16 protein-coding genes are annotated in these 17,074 nt (G+C 38.3%); 13 read left to right on the top strand and 3 right to left on the bottom strand.

The window, feature by feature from the left end; genetic code table 11:
- The first annotated feature begins 68 nt into the window (after nucleotides 1–68).
- The 12 genes from LK994_RS09370 to LK994_RS09315 all read left to right on the top strand — a co-directional run bounded on the left by LK994_RS09370 (nucleotide 69) and on the right by LK994_RS09315 (nucleotide 10,401).
- Nucleotides 69–419 (top strand): NADH-quinone oxidoreductase subunit A, encoded by a 351-nt coding sequence (locus tag LK994_RS09370; RefSeq protein WP_229759818.1) that lies wholly within the window; start codon nucleotides 69–71, stop codon nucleotides 417–419.
- Nucleotides 410–946, top strand: a complete 537-nt coding sequence (locus LK994_RS09365; RefSeq protein WP_229759817.1) for an NADH-quinone oxidoreductase subunit B — start codon at nucleotides 410–412, stop codon at nucleotides 944–946. The genes LK994_RS09370 and LK994_RS09365 overlap by 10 nt, the downstream gene beginning before the upstream one ends.
- Before the next feature lie 6 nt (nucleotides 947–952).
- Nucleotides 953–1,411: an NADH-quinone oxidoreductase subunit C gene (locus LK994_RS09360; RefSeq protein WP_229759816.1), complete on the top strand. Its 459-nt coding sequence runs from the start codon at nucleotides 953–955 to the stop codon at nucleotides 1,409–1,411.
- A gap of 1 nt (nucleotide 1,412) precedes the next feature.
- The gene (locus LK994_RS09355; protein ID WP_229759815.1) at nucleotides 1,413–2,528 is read left to right on the top strand and encodes an NADH-quinone oxidoreductase subunit D; all 1,116 of its coding nucleotides are present in this window, start codon (nucleotides 1,413–1,415) and stop codon (nucleotides 2,526–2,528) included.
- 133 nt (nucleotides 2,529–2,661) lie between these two features.
- A complete protein-coding gene (gene nuoH / locus LK994_RS09350) occupies nucleotides 2,662–3,738 on the top strand; it encodes an NADH-quinone oxidoreductase subunit NuoH (RefSeq protein WP_229759814.1) in 1,077 nt (358 codons plus the stop codon).
- 127 nt (nucleotides 3,739–3,865) lie between these two features.
- Nucleotides 3,866–4,342, top strand: a complete 477-nt coding sequence (locus LK994_RS09345; protein WP_229759813.1) for a 4Fe-4S binding protein — start codon at nucleotides 3,866–3,868, stop codon at nucleotides 4,340–4,342.
- A gap of 26 nt (nucleotides 4,343–4,368) precedes the next feature.
- Nucleotides 4,369–4,860, top strand: a complete 492-nt coding sequence (locus LK994_RS09340) for an NADH-quinone oxidoreductase subunit J family protein (protein ID WP_229759812.1) — start codon at nucleotides 4,369–4,371, stop codon at nucleotides 4,858–4,860.
- The gene (gene nuoK / locus LK994_RS09335; RefSeq protein ID WP_229759811.1) at nucleotides 4,857–5,171 is read left to right on the top strand and encodes an NADH-quinone oxidoreductase subunit NuoK; all 315 of its coding nucleotides are present in this window, start codon (nucleotides 4,857–4,859) and stop codon (nucleotides 5,169–5,171) included. The genes LK994_RS09340 and nuoK overlap by 4 nt, the downstream gene beginning before the upstream one ends.
- A gap of 5 nt (nucleotides 5,172–5,176) precedes the next feature.
- The gene (gene nuoL, locus LK994_RS09330; protein ID WP_229759810.1) at nucleotides 5,177–7,111 is read left to right on the top strand and encodes an NADH-quinone oxidoreductase subunit L; all 1,935 of its coding nucleotides are present in this window, start codon (nucleotides 5,177–5,179) and stop codon (nucleotides 7,109–7,111) included.
- Between the two features lie 17 nt (nucleotides 7,112–7,128).
- Nucleotides 7,129–8,610, top strand: coding sequence for a complex I subunit 4 family protein (locus LK994_RS09325; protein ID WP_229759809.1), 1,482 nt, complete (start codon nucleotides 7,129–7,131; stop codon nucleotides 8,608–8,610).
- A 7-nt stretch (nucleotides 8,611–8,617) separates the two neighbouring features.
- Nucleotides 8,618–10,018, top strand: coding sequence for an NADH-quinone oxidoreductase subunit N (locus tag LK994_RS09320; RefSeq protein ID WP_229759808.1), 1,401 nt, complete (start codon nucleotides 8,618–8,620; stop codon nucleotides 10,016–10,018).
- Between the two features lie 2 nt (nucleotides 10,019–10,020).
- Nucleotides 10,021–10,401, top strand: coding sequence for a hypothetical protein (locus tag LK994_RS09315; RefSeq protein ID WP_229759807.1), 381 nt, complete (start codon nucleotides 10,021–10,023; stop codon nucleotides 10,399–10,401).
- Nucleotides 10,402–10,517: 116 nt separating this feature from the next.
- On the opposite strand, the gene LK994_RS09310 is transcribed toward LK994_RS09315, so the two are convergent.
- Nucleotides 10,518–12,143: an NAD(P)-binding protein gene (locus LK994_RS09310; RefSeq protein ID WP_229759806.1), complete on the bottom strand. Its 1,626-nt coding sequence runs from the start codon at nucleotides 12,141–12,143 to the stop codon at nucleotides 10,518–10,520.
- 248 nt (nucleotides 12,144–12,391) lie between these two features.
- A complete protein-coding gene (locus LK994_RS09305) occupies nucleotides 12,392–15,184 on the bottom strand; it encodes a right-handed parallel beta-helix repeat-containing protein (RefSeq protein WP_229759805.1) in 2,793 nt (930 codons plus the stop codon).
- 219 nt (nucleotides 15,185–15,403) lie between these two features.
- Between LK994_RS09305 and LK994_RS09300 the strand changes: the two genes are divergently transcribed.
- Complete coding sequence (locus LK994_RS09300) at nucleotides 15,404–15,703, top strand: hypothetical protein (RefSeq protein ID WP_229759804.1); 300 nt, start codon at nucleotides 15,404–15,406, stop codon at nucleotides 15,701–15,703.
- A 59-nt stretch (nucleotides 15,704–15,762) separates the two neighbouring features.
- Here LK994_RS09300 and LK994_RS09295 read toward each other — a convergent pair whose 3' ends face one another.
- Nucleotides 15,763–16,962 carry an MFS transporter gene (locus LK994_RS09295; protein ID WP_229759803.1) on the bottom strand — a complete coding sequence of 400 codons (1,200 nt, stop codon included), beginning with the start codon at nucleotides 16,960–16,962 and terminating at the stop codon, nucleotides 15,763–15,765.
- Between the last annotated feature and the right edge of the window lie 112 nt (nucleotides 16,963–17,074).

The following is a 17,074-nucleotide window of genomic DNA, read 5'->3' as shown; positions in this document are numbered from 1 at the left end:
GAAAATAAAACCTGAATAGGTTTAATCTTGCTCTACGAAATTCGTATTTAACCAATTGAATTTATAGTATGGGAGCCTCTTCAATGATCATTTTGATTTTAGCTGCACTAGCTTTCTCTTCTATCGCAATTCTTATCGCTAAAATTGTAACAAAATCTACCACTAATCCTCAAAAAGGAGAGCCGTATGAATGTGGTATTCCTACTATAGGAAAAACCTGGGTTCAATTAAATGTAGGCTATTACTTGTTTGCACTGATATTCCTAATTTTTGATGTAGAGTTGGTATTTCTTTACCCATGGGCCGTAGTAGCAAAAAAAGTAGGCTGGCTTGCTTTTGTTGAAGTACTTATTTTCTTCTTCATATTATTCATGGGATTTTTATATGCACATAAAAAAGATGCACTGAAATGGAAGTAAATCAACATATAGAAAAAACTGATTTCCCAGGGAAGATTCATGAAACCCCCGGAGGTGGAATTGTTTTGAGTAAGTTAGACGATCTGGTCAATTGGGCCCGATCCAATTCATTGTGGCCGCTAACTTTTGCCACCAGTTGTTGTGGTATTGAATATATGGCTGTAGCTGGCGCCAAATATGATTTTTCCAGATTTGGATTTGAAGTAGCAAGAGCTTCTCCACGTCAGGCAGACGTAATCATTATTGCAGGAACGATTGTAAATAAAATGGCCCCTGTTTTAAAAAGATTGTACGACCAAATGGGTGACCCTAAATATGTAATAGCAATGGGAGCCTGCGCCATTAGTGGCGGGCCTTTTTTCTATAATACTTATTCTGTTGTAAAAGGTGCTGACCATGTGATACCGGTAGATGTGTATGTAGCAGGATGCCCACCAAGACCCGAAGCTTTATTACATGCATTGATAAGCCTGCAGGAAAAAATAAAAAGTGGTTTAACCAGAGAACAAATAAAATCAAAACCTTGATCCATCATGGAAAACGATGTTTTAAAAAATATAATAACGGTGTTGTTGCCAAATGCTGTTTATGAAGAAGAAGGAGAATGGCTGAATGTAAATGTTGAACCTGCAGATTGGTTATCATTTGCAAAGCAATTACGAAACAACGACGTATTGCATTTAGACCAACTTTTTTGTCTTACATGCATTGACTGGAAAACACATTTAACGGTAGTCTATCACTTATCTTCTACCACCTACCATCACAATATAGTGGTAAAAGTAAAATTGGATAAAAGTAAACCTGAAATAGAAACAGTCTCCCAAATATGGCCAACTGCAGAATTTCATGAAAGAGAAGTGTATGAAATGTTTGGAGTAAAATTTTTGAACCATCCAGATCTGCGCTTATTGATATTGCCCGACGGATGGGAAGGAAAAAATCCGATGTTAAAAGATTTTGAAGACCCTATAAACATGATCAAACTCTGATATGGTTGAAGAAATAGGCACAACAACAGAAGGTGATCTGATCATCAACGTAGGACCCCAGCATCCTGCCACACATGGCGTCTTGCACCTGGTCATTACGTTGAATGGTGAGACTATAAAAAAGATAGAACCACACTTGGGGTATATCCATCGCTCTATTGAAAAAATGTGTGAGAGTTTAACGTACCGCCAATTCATTTATGTAACAAGCAGAATGGATTACCTCTCTGCTCATATTAACAACCATGCATGTGCGTTATGTGTTGAAAAAGGAATGCAGATAGAAGTGCCGGCAAGAGCAGAAGTGATAAGGGTATTAATGGATGAACTGACAAGGATCGCATCACATGAATTATGGTGGGGTGCAATGGCAATGGACCTCGGCGCCTTCACTCCTTTCTTTCACGCTTTCAGAGAGAGAGAAGCTATCAACGAGATCATGGAAGAAACCTGCGGCGCAAGACTAACCATGAATTACATGGTACCCGGAGGAGTAATGCAGGACCTGCATCCAGATTTCCAAAGAAAAGTAAAAGAATTTATAATACTGTTCAAAAGAAAGATCGATGAATATGATGAACTGGTAACCGGTAATATTATTTTTCAAAACAGAATGAAAGGTATTGGTTACATATCTCCTGAAGATGCAATTGCGTATGGTTGTTCGGGGCCTGTATTGAGAGGCAGCGGAGTAAGTTGTGATGTAAGAAAGATCTATCCATATGGAATTTATGGCCAGCTCAATTTTGAAGAAGTGCTGGAAACAGCAGGAGATTCTTTTGCCCGATATATGATACGTATCCGTGAAATGAAACAATCGATCAGAATTATTGAACAGTTGATCGACAATATTCCCGAAGGAGATTTTGTAGCAAAAACTAAAGCTGTATTAAAATTACCCAAAGGAGAATTTTATACAAGAGTAGAAACAGCCCGTGGTGAATTCGGTGTTTACATTGTAAGTGAAGGTGGTACTACACCCTATAGGATAAAATTCCGATCACCGGGATTCTCAAACTTGTCTGCACTCGACCATATGGCCAGAGGCAGCAAACTCGGAGACCTGGTAGCAATGATGGGAACACTGGATCTGGTAATACCGGATATCGACAGGTAGCCCCCTCCGCCCCCTAAAGGGGGAACCGAGGAGAGACTTTTTGAAAGTGGATGGTCATAATTAACGTAGAATAAAAAAATAAAACTTCTCCGTAATCAGTTCCCCCTTTAGGGGGCGGAGGGGGTAAAAAATCATGTGGAGTTTTAATAAAATAGCAGGTATAGTTGATCAATGGTTGAACCAAACATTCAATCCGACTTGGGCATTGGTTTTTGAAATGGTGATCGTTGGCGTTTGTGTGATAGGATTATTTGCCGTGTTAGGATTGGTATTGGTGATCATGGAAAGAAGAGTAGCAGCATGGATACAGATACGCCTTGGACCAAATCGTGTAGGACCAAAAGGAATGCTGCAATCATTGGCTGATACGGTGAAATTATTGGTAAAAGAAGGAATGACACCAGCCGGTGCAGATAAATTTTTATTCAACCTTGCACCCTACATTGCGATGATGGTGGCAATGTTACTGATGGCTCCTATTGCCTTTGCCAAAGATTTTCAAATATGGAACATGAATATTGGCGTACTATATGTATCAGCAATTTCTTCTGTTTCTGTTATCGGAATTTTAATGGCAGGATGGGCCAGTAATAATAAATATTCACTAATGGGTGCCATGCGTAGTGGTGCACAAATAGTAAGTTATGAATTATCTGCCGGCCTCTCTATCCTTGCAGTGGTGGTACTTACAGGCAGTTTGAATTTAAATGAAATCGTTTTATCTCAAGCTGATGGTTGGTGGATATTTAAAGGGCATATTCCTGTGATCATTGCATTCATCATTTTCATAATTGCAGTTACTGCAGAAACCAACAGAGCGCCTTTCGATCTTGCAGAAGCTGAATCAGAATTGACTGCCGGTTTTCATACAGAATATTCAGGAATGAAATTCGCTCTCTTCTTTTTAGCAGAATACATCAACGTATTTATTGTTTGTGCAATTGGCGCTACTTTATTCTTAGGCGGATGGATGCCTTTTCATATCGGACATTGGGAATCATTCAATCATATAATGGATTATGTACCATCGAGTATATGGTTCTTCGGTAAAACATTCTTCATGATATTTCTGATCATGTGGTTCAGATGGACATTCCCAAGATTAAGAATCGATCAGTTATTGAATCTGGAATGGAAATATCTATTACCCATCAGCATGTTCAATATTTTATTGATAACAGCGATGGCAATATTAGGATGGCATTTTTAAACACCCCCTCCGCCCCCTAAAGGGGAACTTGAGGAGGTAAAATAAATTCAGGCTCCTTCAAAATTTGAAGGGCTAAACAAAATTAATAACCTAACAAAAGAAAGCCCCTTTAGGGGTTTGGGGTAACATGTTTATAACAAACTATATAAAAGATGTTTTCGGTGCTTTAAAGTCACTGGCTGTAGGGCTAAAACGCACTGGCTATTATTTCACACATCACAAAGAGATCATTACTGAACAATATCCTGACAACAGAGATACTTTGGTAATGGCCGACAGATTTAAAGGTGAAGTGGTTATGCCGCACAATGAGAACAACGAACATAAATGTACCGGTTGCACTGCATGTGAATTGGCTTGCCCGAACGCTACTATAAAAGTGATCACAAAATTTGACATCACCCCTGAAGGAAAGAAAAAGAAAGCGATTGATAAATTAGTGTATCATCTTGAGTTGTGTACGATGTGTAATTTATGTGTAGTGGCTTGTCCTTCTGATGCAATTGTAATGGCACAAACCTTTGAACATAGTGTTTACGACAGAAGCGAACTAACTAAAGTATTAAATAAACCCGATTCTAAAATAATGGAGGGAATAGAATAATGAGCGGATCAACAATTATATTTTATATGCTCGCTGCACTGATTCTGATAAGTGGTGCGCTGGCTGTTACAACCCGACAAATATTCAGGGCTGCAGTATTTTTATTATTTTCCTTGATTGGTATTGCAGGAATCTACTTCTGGATGCAATATGAATTCATTGCTGCAGTACAAATAGTTGTATATGTTGGAGGGATCACCGTATTGATCATCTTCTCTATATTCTTAACACAACAGGCAGGTGAAAAATTAGGCTTACCCAAAATAAGCCGCCAGGTATTTTCAGCCTTAGCAGCGTTCTGCGGATTTGCCTTGATCATGCTGCAACTTTTTCAACACACATTTATTGGCACAACAAATGCGGCCAAAGAACCTACGGTTGTAAATATTGGCAACCAGATGTTATCAGTTAAAAAAGGCGGTTATGCATTACCGTTTGAAGTAGTGAGTATATTATTATTGGCAGCATTGATAGGATGCATTGTCATTGCATTAAAACCAAAAGCCACCACCACATGATGCAACCAGGATTATATCAGCTATTATTCATAAGCACCGGACTTTTTTTTATTGGTGTATTTGGTTTCATTACCAGACGAAATTTAATTACCATGCTGATGAGTATAGAATTGATACTGAACAGTGTGAATATAAATTTTATAGCCTTCAACAAATATTTGTGGGCAGACAAATTAGACGGATTATTCTTTGCCATATTTATTATAGCCATTGCTGCGGCTGAAACAGCAGTAGCGATTGCGATCATTATAAATTTATACAGGAGCCACCACTCCATCGATGTGGAAAACACAGAAGAGATGAAATTTTAATAACAATGCCAAACTCAACTTACATAGCACTGATTCCTTTATTGCCTCTTGCCGGCTTTATTGTACTCGGATTGTTCGGAAGAAAATACTTTAAACAATCCGCAGGTATTATTGCTACAGGTCTTTTATTAGCCGCAACTATTCTATCCATTTATACCGCCTATGGTTATTTCTTTGACTATGGCAAGATAAATGGGGTATATGAAAAACTAGTGCCGTTAAAATATACCTGGCTGGAATTTTCTCCCGGCGTCTCTATCGATATGGGGATTTTATTGGATCCCATCAGTGCAATGATGCTGGTAGTAGTAACATTCATTTCTTTGATGGTGCATATCTACAGCCTTGCATACATGAAAGGCGAAGATCGCTTCCCAACATATTTCTCTTTCTTAGGATTGTTTACTTTTTCAATGTTAGGACTGGTTATTGCTTCTAACATTTTTCAGATCTATATTTTCTGGGAACTGGTAGGCGTTTCGTCATTTTTATTGATAGGTTATTATTATGACAGACCCAGTGCAGTGGCAGCCTGTAAAAAAGCTTTCATAGTTACAAGATTTGCTGACCTTGGTTTTCTTATAGGTATATTAATTCTTTCTTTTTATTCAGGCACACTCGATTTCAATACATTGATCCAACGATTGACTTCTCCGGAATCAACCCAATTAAAAACAGCGATCGCTTCTACATTTTTTGGTATATCTGCATTAACATGGGGAATGATATTGGTTTTTATTGGTGGCGCAGGAAAGAGTGCGATGTTTCCATTGCACATCTGGCTACCGGATGCAATGGAAGGTCCTACTCCTGTTTCAGCATTGATACATGCTGCAACAATGGTAGTTGCCGGTGTATTCTTAGTAGCAAGATTGTTTCCAATATTTGCAATATCAACACCACATGCGTTAGAACTGGTCGGATATGTTGGTGCTGTTTCTGCCCTGATCGCTGCAATCATAGCCTGTACTCAAACAGATATCAAAAGAGTACTTGCATATTCTACCATGTCGCAGATAGGTTATATGATGTTTGCATTAGGCGTTTCAAAATATGGCGGTGAAGATGGATTGGGCTATACTGCTTCCATGTTTCATTTATTTACACATGCCATGTTCAAAGCATTGTTATTCTTAGGTGCAGGCGCAGTCATACATTTTATTCATAGTAATGAAATGAAAGATATGGGTGGTTTAAGAAAATTTTTACCGGTAACACATATCACATTTTTAATTGCCTGCCTGGCAATTGCAGGTGTGCCGCCTTTTGCAGGTTTCTTCAGTAAAGAAGAAATTTTATTAGCCGCTTATCATCATAACACAACGATATACTGGATCGCATTGATCACATCAGGGCTTACTGCCTTTTATATGTTCCGCTTATACTTCAGTATTTTCTGGAACAAAACACATACACAACATGGCGAAAAGCACGGTGAAGGCGGTTTTGCAATGCTATTACCGTTGGTGCTGTTAGCTATTGGTGCAGCTGCTGCAGGATTCATTCCTTTCGGAAATTTTGTAAGCACAGATGGCAAAACATTGGAAAGTAAATTCCATTTGGAGTTTTCTATTGCTCCCGTTGCAATAGGATTAGCTGGTATTTTAATAGCAATGGTTTTATATAAAAAACAAAATAACAAGCCGGAAAAAATTGCTGCTGCTTTGAGTGGTGTATACAAAGCAGCTTATCATAAATTTTATATAGACGAATTGTATCTGTTCATTACAAAAAAGATCTTGTTCAATTTAATTGGCAGACCCGCTGCATGGATCGATAAAAATATTGTAGACGGCGGAGTGAATAAAATAGCAAATACTACATTAACCATATCAGAAAAAATAAAAGGAATACAATCAGGAAAAGTACAGCAATATGCGATCTACTTTTTAGTAGCCACCATAACAATTGCAGCAGTATTTATTTATTGGTTGAAATAAAAATAATTTAAACCGGGATGAACTTATTATTACTCATATTAATTCCATTGTTCACTGCAGTTGCTGTGTTATTAACACGTAACAACCAACAGGTAAAATGGATATCGCTGACTGGCGCAAGCATACAATTGATTGCTGCAATTGTTTTATTTATTGCTTACAGAGCCGAAGTTGCAGCAGGTAATACAGCGCAGATGTTATTCCAACAACAATACAATTGGTTTCCATCATGGCATATAAGTTTACATTTAGGTGTTGATGGTATCTCTGTGGCAATGATATTGTTAACTGCATTTGTTGTTATCGCAGGTGTATTAGTATCGTGGAATGTAGAGAAGATGACAAAAGAATTTTATTTCCTGCTCATCTTACTAAGCCTCGGTGCTTATGGATTCTTTATTTCACTGGATCTTTTTGTATTATTCTTCTTTTTAGAAATTGCCGTTATACCGAAATATTTATTGATCGGAATTTGGGGAAGTGGCAAGAAAGAATACAGTGCTAATAAATTAGCATTGATGTTAATGGGTGGTTCTGCATTGGTATTAGTTGGATTAATGGCAGTTTATTTTAGCATGCCTGAAAGAACTTTTGATCTGTTACAACTATCTCAATTACATATACCAATTGCAACACAAAAAATATTTTTTCCATTATTGTTTGTAGGATTCGGCGTATTCACTGCACTATTCCCATTTCATACCTGGGTGCCCGATGGTCACTCCTCTGCTCCCACAGCAGGGTCAATGTTCCTTGCAGGTATTTCCATGAAATTGGGTGGTTACGGGTGTTTACGGGTAGCTACTTATATTATGCCTGATGGCGCAAAAGAATATGCCAATATCATTATCATCCTATCAACCATTGCGATCCTGTATGGCGCCTTCGCTACAATGATGCAGAAGGATCTTAAATATATCAACGCTTATTCGTCTGTAAGTCATTGCGGATTTGTGCTGCTTGGTATTGGCATGCTGACAAAAGTATCTATAACAGGTGCGGTAATGCAAATGGTAAGTCATGGTTTGATGACAGCTCTTTTCTTCGCTGTTATTGGCATGATCTACGAACGTACACACACTCGTCAGGTAGATGAAATGGGTGGTTTACTGAAAGTAATGCCGTTCACCATATCTGTATTATTCATAGTAGGATTGTGTTCGCTGGGCTTACCAGGACTGAGTGGCTTTGTAGCAGAAATGACCGTATTCATGGGTTCATGGGAACATACAGATAGCTTTCACCGCATTGCAACAATATTAGCGTGTATGAGTATTGTAGTAACGGCAGTGTATATACTAAGAGCAGTCAGCAAAACCGCCATGGGGCCCATTAAAGCGAGTTATAGCAATTTAACCGATGCTACATGGAATGAAAAAGCAGCGGCCATCATTTTATTGGCAGGCATCATTGCGATTGGTGTTGCTCCTTCATGGTTAACAGATTTAATAAAACCTGCAGCAGAAATAATCATACAAAAAATAGTTGCAGTAAAATAAGATCAGTATGAACGATTATTTAATATTAATGAAATCTGAACTGATAATAACCATTATCATCTTTCTGCTGCTGGGTATAAAACTTAGCAACAAACTGAAGAATGATGCATTATTATTGTTCATTCAAATAATATTGCTGCTGAATTTGATCGCCGGATTTTTTTTCAACAAAGACGGAAGTTTATTTGATGGCATGTTTCATACAACCGCTTTAATAGCACTGCAGAAAAGTATTTTAAATGCCGGTGTATATCTGATCTCATTACTATTTGCAGGTTGGTATAAAAAGACAGAGCATTTATCCGAATTTTTTATTTTAATACTATCCGCTTTATTAGGCATGGATCTCCTGATCTCCAGCGGCAATTTTTTAATGTTCTTCTTATCACTTGAATTGGCAACAATCCCAATAGCAGCATTGACAAATTTTGACCTGGAGAAAAAGATATCTTCGGAAGCGGCCATGAAAATGATCTTGTCATCAGCTTTCTCATCCGGAATATTATTGTTTGGCATTTCCCTGATCTATGGAGCAACCGGCTCCATCAACTTTGAAGCTTTGCCTGCATTACTGAATGGTAGCCCCATACAAATAATGGCATTTGTATTTCTATTTACAGCTTTTGCTTTTAAATTATCTATCGTTCCATTTCATTTATGGACAGCGGATGTATATGAAGGTGCACCCATTGCTGTTACTTCTTTCTTATCGGTGATCTCAAAAGCTGCTATTGCATTTGTTTTCATTTCAACTTTATACAAAGTATTCTTACCTCTTGAACATATCTGGTATATAATGATAATGGGATTATCGGTTGCCACCATGATACTTGGAAATCTGTTTGCATTAAGACAACAAAACATCAAGCGTTTTCTGGCTTTTTCTTCTATCGCCCAGGTAGGTTTTATTTTAGTGGGTATCAGCAGTAATTCAGGTGCAGGGATATCCTCTGTGGTATATTTCACCATAGTGTATATGATCTCTAACCTTGCCGCCTTTGGCGTAGCAGCAGCTATTTCATCACAAACAGGCAAAGAAAAAATTGACGAGTATAAAGGACTGTATAAAACAAATCCTTTACTCAGCTGGATATTAGCACTGGCGCTATTTTCATTAGCCGGCATACCACCTACAGCAGGTTTCTTTGGAAAATTATTTTTACTAACGGCCGGCGCAGCAAAAGGCAACTATGTTTTTATATTGATAGCAGCATTGAACATGATCGTTTCGTTGTACTACTATTTAAGAGTGGTAAGATCAGTATTCATCGAAAAAAATGAACAACCTATCGAAAAAATAGAGCTGCTACCTTCTGTAAAATTTGCTTTGATCTTATGTGCTGCAGGTATAGTGTTAGTGGGATTGTTGAGCTGGATCTATGATTATATTCAAATTTTAAGTCAGTAATTATGGCAATCAATAAAAATCACGAGTTTGAAGAACTGGATGGCATCAAATGCGGCATCGTTGAAAAAAATGTGTCGCCTGACAGAGTACAGTTCTTAAAAAAATTATTAGAATACAATGGTTTTACAGTGATCGTAGTGCCCTCACCGCCGCCAAAAGCAGCTGCACCTGTTGCCAAAGCAGAAGGCGCAACAGATATCGCACCAACCCCTGCTCTGCCAGAAACATTTACAGTAGGTGTTACAGATTACACGTTCAATTCGATCAATGCTATCTTTGGAAGACTATTAAAAACTCCCGACGGACATGTGGTAACCCTTGCTTATTGGCAACAAAAGGAATCGGTTAGTCATGATGAGATCCCTTACTACGAGCACAAGTAACATGCTATTTCCAACCCTTTTATAAATAGCCATTCTGCAAATAAAAAATCTGCACTGTATACCAATGCAGACCTATGGGTTAATCAACGAATATTTTTACGAATAACATTTATTACCTAAGCTGGCTCCGGAATCATTTCAATTGCATGACAAGGGCATTGCTCATAACATACAGCACAACCGGTGCAGGCATCCAGATTAAACTTATAACGGTTACCCTTACCCAGTTTTATGATCGCATCTTCAGGGCAGGCACCAAAACAACCATCACACTCAAAACAATTTCCGCAGCTCAGACATCGTTGTGCTTCAAATCTTGCTTCAGCTTCATGCAACCCGGCAATCACTTCATCAAAATTCTTAACCGCTACATCGGGAGCAAGTTTGTCTTGTATCTGTTGTGGCGCTTCTGTTTTATACCACATATGCAATTTTCTATACCCGGCTGTAGGATGTTTCTCTGGTTTTTGATAAATATCCTTTTGTAAATAAGCATTCATATAACGGGCTGCTTTTTTACCATGCCCGATAGCTATGGTAGAACTTCTGTTCTCGCCTGGCAACATATCGCCTCCGGCAAATACACCATCGTGGCCCGTCATTCTTTGAGCATCAATACTAACAGTACCATCGCTATTGATTTCAATTCCGTTGATAGTATTTAAGAATGCAGAATCAGACTCCTGGCGGTTTGCCAATACCAGTACATTGGCTTCAACAGATTCAAATTCTCCTGTGCCGATCACTTTCCCTTTCTCTACTTTTATTTTTTCCAATACAATGTGCCCTTTCTCTATTTTGCGAATGATCTTTAACAATTGTACATCCACTCCTTCTGCCAATGCATCATCTGTTTCATAATCATAGGCAGGCATCATTTTTTTATCGCCGGGAAAAAATACAGACACTTCTGAATCATATCTCTTAATGATCCGTGAAAGATATAAAGCCAATTTCCCTCCGCCATATACCACTACCTTGTTTTGTAAATAGGCAGATGGATTAAATATGATCTCTTTAAAAAAAGTAAACGCATCAGCGATGTAAACAGAATTATCGTCTTCAAATTCTTCTTGCTTGATCTTTTGTGCACCAATAGCCAGGTACACCGCATCAAAATTACCAGCTGCTTTTTCTTTCAACACATCCGTTACTGTATAATTCACACGGATCTTCACTCCCATTTTTATAAGCCTGTCTATTTCTGCATCCAATAACTCTTTAGGCAGCCGATATTCAGGTATACCGCTCCACAACAATCCTCCGGGGTGGTCACCTGCTTCAAATACTTCTACCATATGTCCCATCCTTGTCAGATGATATGCCATTGACAAGCCGCTTGGGCCTGCACCAACAACCAGTATTTTTTTCCCCGTAGGTACAGCTTTATAACGTACATCCCATTTTTGAGCAATGGCTTCATCACCGATATATCTTTCTACCGCATGAATATTTACTGTAGTATCAATATGATTCCTGTTACAGCCGGTTTCGCAGGGCTTAACGCAAACTCTTCCCATCACTGCAGGAAAAGGATTGTCTTCCATGATGGTTTGAAAAGCTTCGTAATAATCGCCAGCCTGTGCATGTGCCATCCATGCCTGGATATTTTCTCCTGCCGGGCAAGCACTATTACAGGGCGGCATAAAATCTACATAAACAGGTTGTCGGGATCTTTTAGGACCGGTACCTTCCGCATGTGTGGAAAGATCTACAGGTTTGGTGATGTCGGTTATAGACATAGATTTTATTTTGAAAATGAGCTATCGCAATTCGGTATTAAAAAGGCAAGCAATCACAGGCAAATTAGAAGCTATTACCAAAATAAAAAATAACGACTCTCAATAAGGCACATGATTTTAATCATGCCGATCAAAATCTCTTTATCAAATCTAGGTAAATAATTTCAGCGGAGTAATTGTTAGGGTAAAACAAAACCCTTGTTTAACAAGGGTTTTATAATACATATAAATAATTAATTAGAGATAACTTATCTGATAATAACCGACTTCGTATACGTTTGTCCGTTTGCTACAATCACTCTCAAATTATAAATGCCCGGAGAGCAGGAAGCTGGCACCTGTATCGATCTCACTGAATTACCTCCGTTAGCATCAAAGCTGGTACTCAATACATTTTGAAGTGTGCTATTGTAGAGATCAACAACAACTTTTCCTTTAACAATATTATTCAATTGAAGATTGATCTTTTTATTGGCAACCGGGTTAGGTGCAATAACTATTGTGGCATTTTTCGACAGTCTGTTTAATGAAACGATCTTACTCAATAATTCTCTGCCACTTATTTCTTTTGCGATAATTCTGTAAAAACTTTTCCCGGATAATGCAGAATTATCTGTCCATGTATATTCGTTGCTGCCATTTGACTGTACAGTAGCGATCGTAGTAAAATCAACACCGTTCGATGAACGTTGAACATTATATTGATTGATATTAATCTCAATACCCACCTTCCATGATACTGCTGCATCACCATTATTTTCACTGATATTAACACTATAAAAATCAACAGGCACTATACCACCCGGCACATCTAACCCTAAAAGATAATACACCGTATTTTCAATTAACTGAGTAGCGGTTGTTGTTAAATTAGCCATCGAAAATTCACTCACCCCAATCATTACAAATCGCTGTGTTGTGATCGTTCCGTTCATATTGGTACCAACCGGAACTTCTACCACACTATTAGTTGTAGCAGATCCCAATGCATTCCCTATAACAGTAACAGGAGGTGAAGCGATCCATGTTGTGTTAGTTACCCCGGTAACGGCATTGGTAGTAACGGTTGAAAATAATTGCAATTCATTTTCATCAACTCCTGTAAAAGTTAATCCTGTAAAGATCGGGTGTGTTTTATCAAATATCGTTACAGTAGATTGTGGCGTGTTGATGGCAGATGAAACATTTATCCAATTCCATACAGTAGTTCTAAGTACAAACGGTTTCAATAATAATTTAGGCTTATTCACTGCTTCCAATGCAGGAAAGCCGGCTGAAGTGGATGCCGGGGTTGGACTGATCACTATCACATCAAACCCGCTGTAGTCAATTGTTGTAGAAGTAGCATCTACAGGTATCACTAAAAAATCCGGATTGGCACTTAGTTTATTGTAGATCACCAGGTCTGCGGCAGACATCGGAAGTATCGTAAAAAAAGCTACGTTTTTTGTAGAAGAGGATGTAACATAAATACTGCCGTTGATAACGATTGGCATATCTGCTCCACCAATACTCGTAACGGTGTATTCATTATTTCCGATTATAGTTGGAGTCCCTTGTAAGGTCAGTGTTTTATTGATATTGTCGAATGTGGCAGTAACTCCTGCTGGTATATTAGCAGTATCCAATCCTGTTGCTCCGCCACCCCACGAAAATGTTACAGTAACGATCGGATTTCCGAAAAGAACAGTTTGCGTTGTATTCTTACTCGTTACAATCGGAGGAAATTTATCAATCGTTCCTGATTCATAATATCCAAGGTCAGGAAAATTACCGGCATACTCAATACCCACATAAATACCGGCATCGATCATATCACTACCCGAAACCAAATTCATAAAAGGGGTAGCCAAACTTCCATCTGCATTTCTCGGGCTAAGTATCAGCGATGTATCTAAGCTGTTAAAATCACTACTGTTTACCGTTACACTTGGTTTGTTCCAACTGTTATTAACGTTAGTAACTGTTCTGCTGTTAAAAGCGTTGGCATTGGTTGAATTTAAAGAAACGCAGTTCTTAATGATCAGTGTTCCGCCGCTTGAATTTCCAAATCCATAATTATAGCCATTTTGATATGCTGATCCATTCAAAATAGTCATCGTACCATAATTGTTATTCTGATCAAACCCACGCACCCTGTTGCCCACGGCTAAACAACGGATGACTGTAACATTGTGAGCTGTAAAATCTCCACCCAGTTTAAATCCATTACCATTTCCGTAGTTAGTATAGGTAGCCAATGAAGCAAACTGATCGAACCACGCTTTATCTGTGAGGTAGCGGGGATGATTGGTCATATCAAAAGTAACAGGACCATTTTTATAACAGATGCTATTCTTAATGATGCTGCTACCTATTTTTTGAAAAAAGTCCCAGCCATCATCCGAGTTATTCCAGGAACGACAACCATCGTATGTATTTGGATTTACATTGGAGTATTGTTTATCTGCAAACCCATCTGCATTTCCACCAAAATCGGGAGTAGCTATTCCTCCACTCTCATAATCAAAATTGTCGTGAGAGTCACAGTTCAGAATTAAATTATTTCCTCCTGTTTTATGTTGTAACCCTGTATCACAGTTACCATAGAATTCGCAATTCTCAATAATGATATTACTACCGTTATTGATCATCCCATTGTCTCCTGCATAACGTATAACCAATCCTTTAATATGTAAATAGGCAGATGTATTGTTGATCGAAATACCCGGATTAGAACTCCCGTAAGGTTCAGCACTAAAATCCAATATCGGCTTTTCATTTTCGTAGGCCATTACAGCAATTCTGGAAGATGCAGTACCGATCTTATTAATATTGATTTTAGTACTTTGATAATAGATACCACCTCTTAAGTAAAGCGTATCGCCAGCCCCGGTCAGTTTAGTCAATCCGGTAACAAAACTACAGGGAGACGCAAAAGTGCCCGTCCCCACACCACTTGGAGATGCATAATAAACTGTTGCATAAACTGTATGATGAACGAAAGAAGTCAGAATGATCACTAAAAAGGCTAAAACAATACGTTTAAATGAGTATTTCATCGGAGTTGAGGAGGTTATTGATGATAATTTTATGCAAAAGTACTACTCGTTTGGCGTTGTGTCAAAAAAGAATAGATATGATATGAGGCAAGCTACGCTCAGAACTGAAGAGATCACTCAGTTCAGGTAGTTTACCGCATAAGAATGAGTACTTTTTCAATACTATTCAATTGTTTAAAGCGTTATTATTAAGGGTAAGAACATGATTACCCAGTGGAAATGACAAGTAAACTAACAGTGATAGCATTTATAACGATAGCACTGCTTTCCGGCAGTTGCAGTAATAAGTATGTTCCTGTGAGAGTGGCTAAATTGGCTACCACTAAAAAATCAGTAAAAGTAAAAAAGCTAACTCCTCCCGAAATAATAACAGTAAGTGACCGCATCGCTTCCAAAGCTGCTGACGGAAGATATTATTACGATTTTCAAGGGCATCGTTATTGGCGAAATTTTGATGATGGAAAATATTATCTGATCACTGTAGCAACATATTCGAATCCTGCATTTAAGCCGCATTAAATAAATTCATGCCTCTTATTGCCATCTGTAATTTCTATTAACGACGAAAAGACTCACGATCAGTATAACTGTTCATCATACGGCATAGCTGTTTCCATCTTTTTATTATCAACTAAAAAACGATTTCTCCATGCTACCAGAGCTGCACATAAAGTAAACAGGATCAACAGTGATAACCCTGCCGAAAGATTGACCTGTTCAGAGATCAGCCCTATTAAAGAAGGCCCCGTTAAAAAGCCAAGCAACCCTCCTGTCGTAACCATCGCAAAACCTTCTACTTTGCTTACACCTGGTATGTTTGCCGATGCACTGAATAATACCGGCACAATACAAGAGCATCCAAATCCTATACATATATACCCTGCTACTGCAACGGGTAAAACAGTAGCCGTAACCACAAGCACAAACCCCATAGAAGCAAGGATGCTTCCGGCTATTACGATCTTTTTTCCACCTATCTTTTTGATGAGTTGATCGCCATTGAATCGTCCGATGGTCATTGCAACAGCAAATCCCGTATAGCCGATACTCACCAATGCTTTCGGCACATGTAAAGATTCTTTAAAATACAAAGCACTCCAATCTGCTACACAGCCTTCTGCCATAAAAACGACCATGCATATAAACGATATCCCTAAAATGGTTGGCGAAGGAAATTTTAATCCAGAGCCTGAATGAATGATATCTTTATGCAACAACAAATGGTGTCTGTTATTTAAAAGAATAAGAATGATGATAAACGCTACGACAATGATCTGCAATCCTGATTGAATGCCTGCAGAGAAAAAAAGAATAGCAAGACCTGTACTAACGCCACCGCCTAAACTATATAATCCATGACAGGTACTCATCATATTACGATCATATTTTTTCTCAAGGATATTTACAGTTGCATTGGCAGATACACCATTTAAAAAACTGACCAGCCCAAAAAAATATAAAGAACACCAAAGCATTAATCTGTTCATTGCATTGATCTCCATGACCATAATTAGGCAGATCATGCAATAACCAACCAACATCCATTTCCCTACAGCAATTTTTTTAAATACTTTGGTAGATAAAGCCACGCCGGTCAAAGCACCCAATGGAGATAATAACAGAGAAAGTCCCAGGCTGCCATCGCTAAAACCCAACCGTTGTTTAATAGATGGTATAGCAGCTACCCAAATGCCAAATATCAGGCTAGATACACAAAAAAGAAACCCTACCGCTAAAGCGGGTTTCAGTTTAATAAAAGTGGACAGATTTTTAAACATGATTGATTATATGCAAAATAATTAAATAGCTCAACAAAAAACATCTAACCCTTTTCGTAGATAATACATATCTCCGAAAAACAATTTTGTTGCGAACTTATCAACAAATACT

The organism is Ferruginibacter lapsinanis (genome assembly GCF_020783315.1).
GTDB classification, from domain to species: Bacteria; Bacteroidota; Bacteroidia; order Chitinophagales; family Chitinophagaceae; genus Ferruginibacter; species Ferruginibacter lapsinanis.
This window is presented reverse-complemented; position numbering and strand designations above follow the sequence as displayed.

What these genes read in the sequence shown, in the direction of transcription:
- LK994_RS09370 (WP_229759818.1), top strand. Translation starts at nt 69, where the DNA reads ATGGGAGCCTCTTCAATGATCATTTTGATTTTAGCTGCACTAGCTTTC.
- LK994_RS09365 (WP_229759817.1), top strand. Translation starts at nt 410, where the DNA reads ATGGAAGTAAATCAACATATAGAAAAAACTGATTTCCCAGGGAAGATT.
- LK994_RS09360 (WP_229759816.1), top strand. Translation starts at nt 953, where the DNA reads ATGGAAAACGATGTTTTAAAAAATATAATAACGGTGTTGTTGCCAAAT.
- LK994_RS09355 (WP_229759815.1), top strand. Translation starts at nt 1,413, where the DNA reads ATGGTTGAAGAAATAGGCACAACAACAGAAGGTGATCTGATCATCAAC.
- nuoH (WP_229759814.1), top strand. Translation starts at nt 2,662, where the DNA reads ATGTGGAGTTTTAATAAAATAGCAGGTATAGTTGATCAATGGTTGAAC.
- LK994_RS09345 (WP_229759813.1), top strand. Translation starts at nt 3,866, where the DNA reads ATGTTTATAACAAACTATATAAAAGATGTTTTCGGTGCTTTAAAGTCA.
- LK994_RS09340 (WP_229759812.1), top strand. Translation starts at nt 4,369, where the DNA reads ATGCTCGCTGCACTGATTCTGATAAGTGGTGCGCTGGCTGTTACAACC.
- nuoK (WP_229759811.1), top strand. Translation starts at nt 4,857, where the DNA reads ATGATGCAACCAGGATTATATCAGCTATTATTCATAAGCACCGGACTT.
- nuoL (WP_229759810.1), top strand. Translation starts at nt 5,177, where the DNA reads ATGCCAAACTCAACTTACATAGCACTGATTCCTTTATTGCCTCTTGCC.
- LK994_RS09325 (WP_229759809.1), top strand. Translation starts at nt 7,129, where the DNA reads ATGAACTTATTATTACTCATATTAATTCCATTGTTCACTGCAGTTGCT.
- LK994_RS09320 (WP_229759808.1), top strand. Translation starts at nt 8,618, where the DNA reads ATGAACGATTATTTAATATTAATGAAATCTGAACTGATAATAACCATT.
- LK994_RS09315 (WP_229759807.1), top strand. Translation starts at nt 10,021, where the DNA reads ATGGCAATCAATAAAAATCACGAGTTTGAAGAACTGGATGGCATCAAA.
- LK994_RS09310 (WP_229759806.1), bottom strand. Translation starts at nt 12,143, where the DNA reads ATGTCTATAACCGACATCACCAAACCTGTAGATCTTTCCACACATGCG.
- LK994_RS09305 (WP_229759805.1), bottom strand. Translation starts at nt 15,184, where the DNA reads ATGAAATACTCATTTAAACGTATTGTTTTAGCCTTTTTAGTGATCATT.
- LK994_RS09300 (WP_229759804.1), top strand. Translation starts at nt 15,404, where the DNA reads ATGACAAGTAAACTAACAGTGATAGCATTTATAACGATAGCACTGCTT.
- LK994_RS09295 (WP_229759803.1), bottom strand. Translation starts at nt 16,962, where the DNA reads ATGTTTAAAAATCTGTCCACTTTTATTAAACTGAAACCCGCTTTAGCG.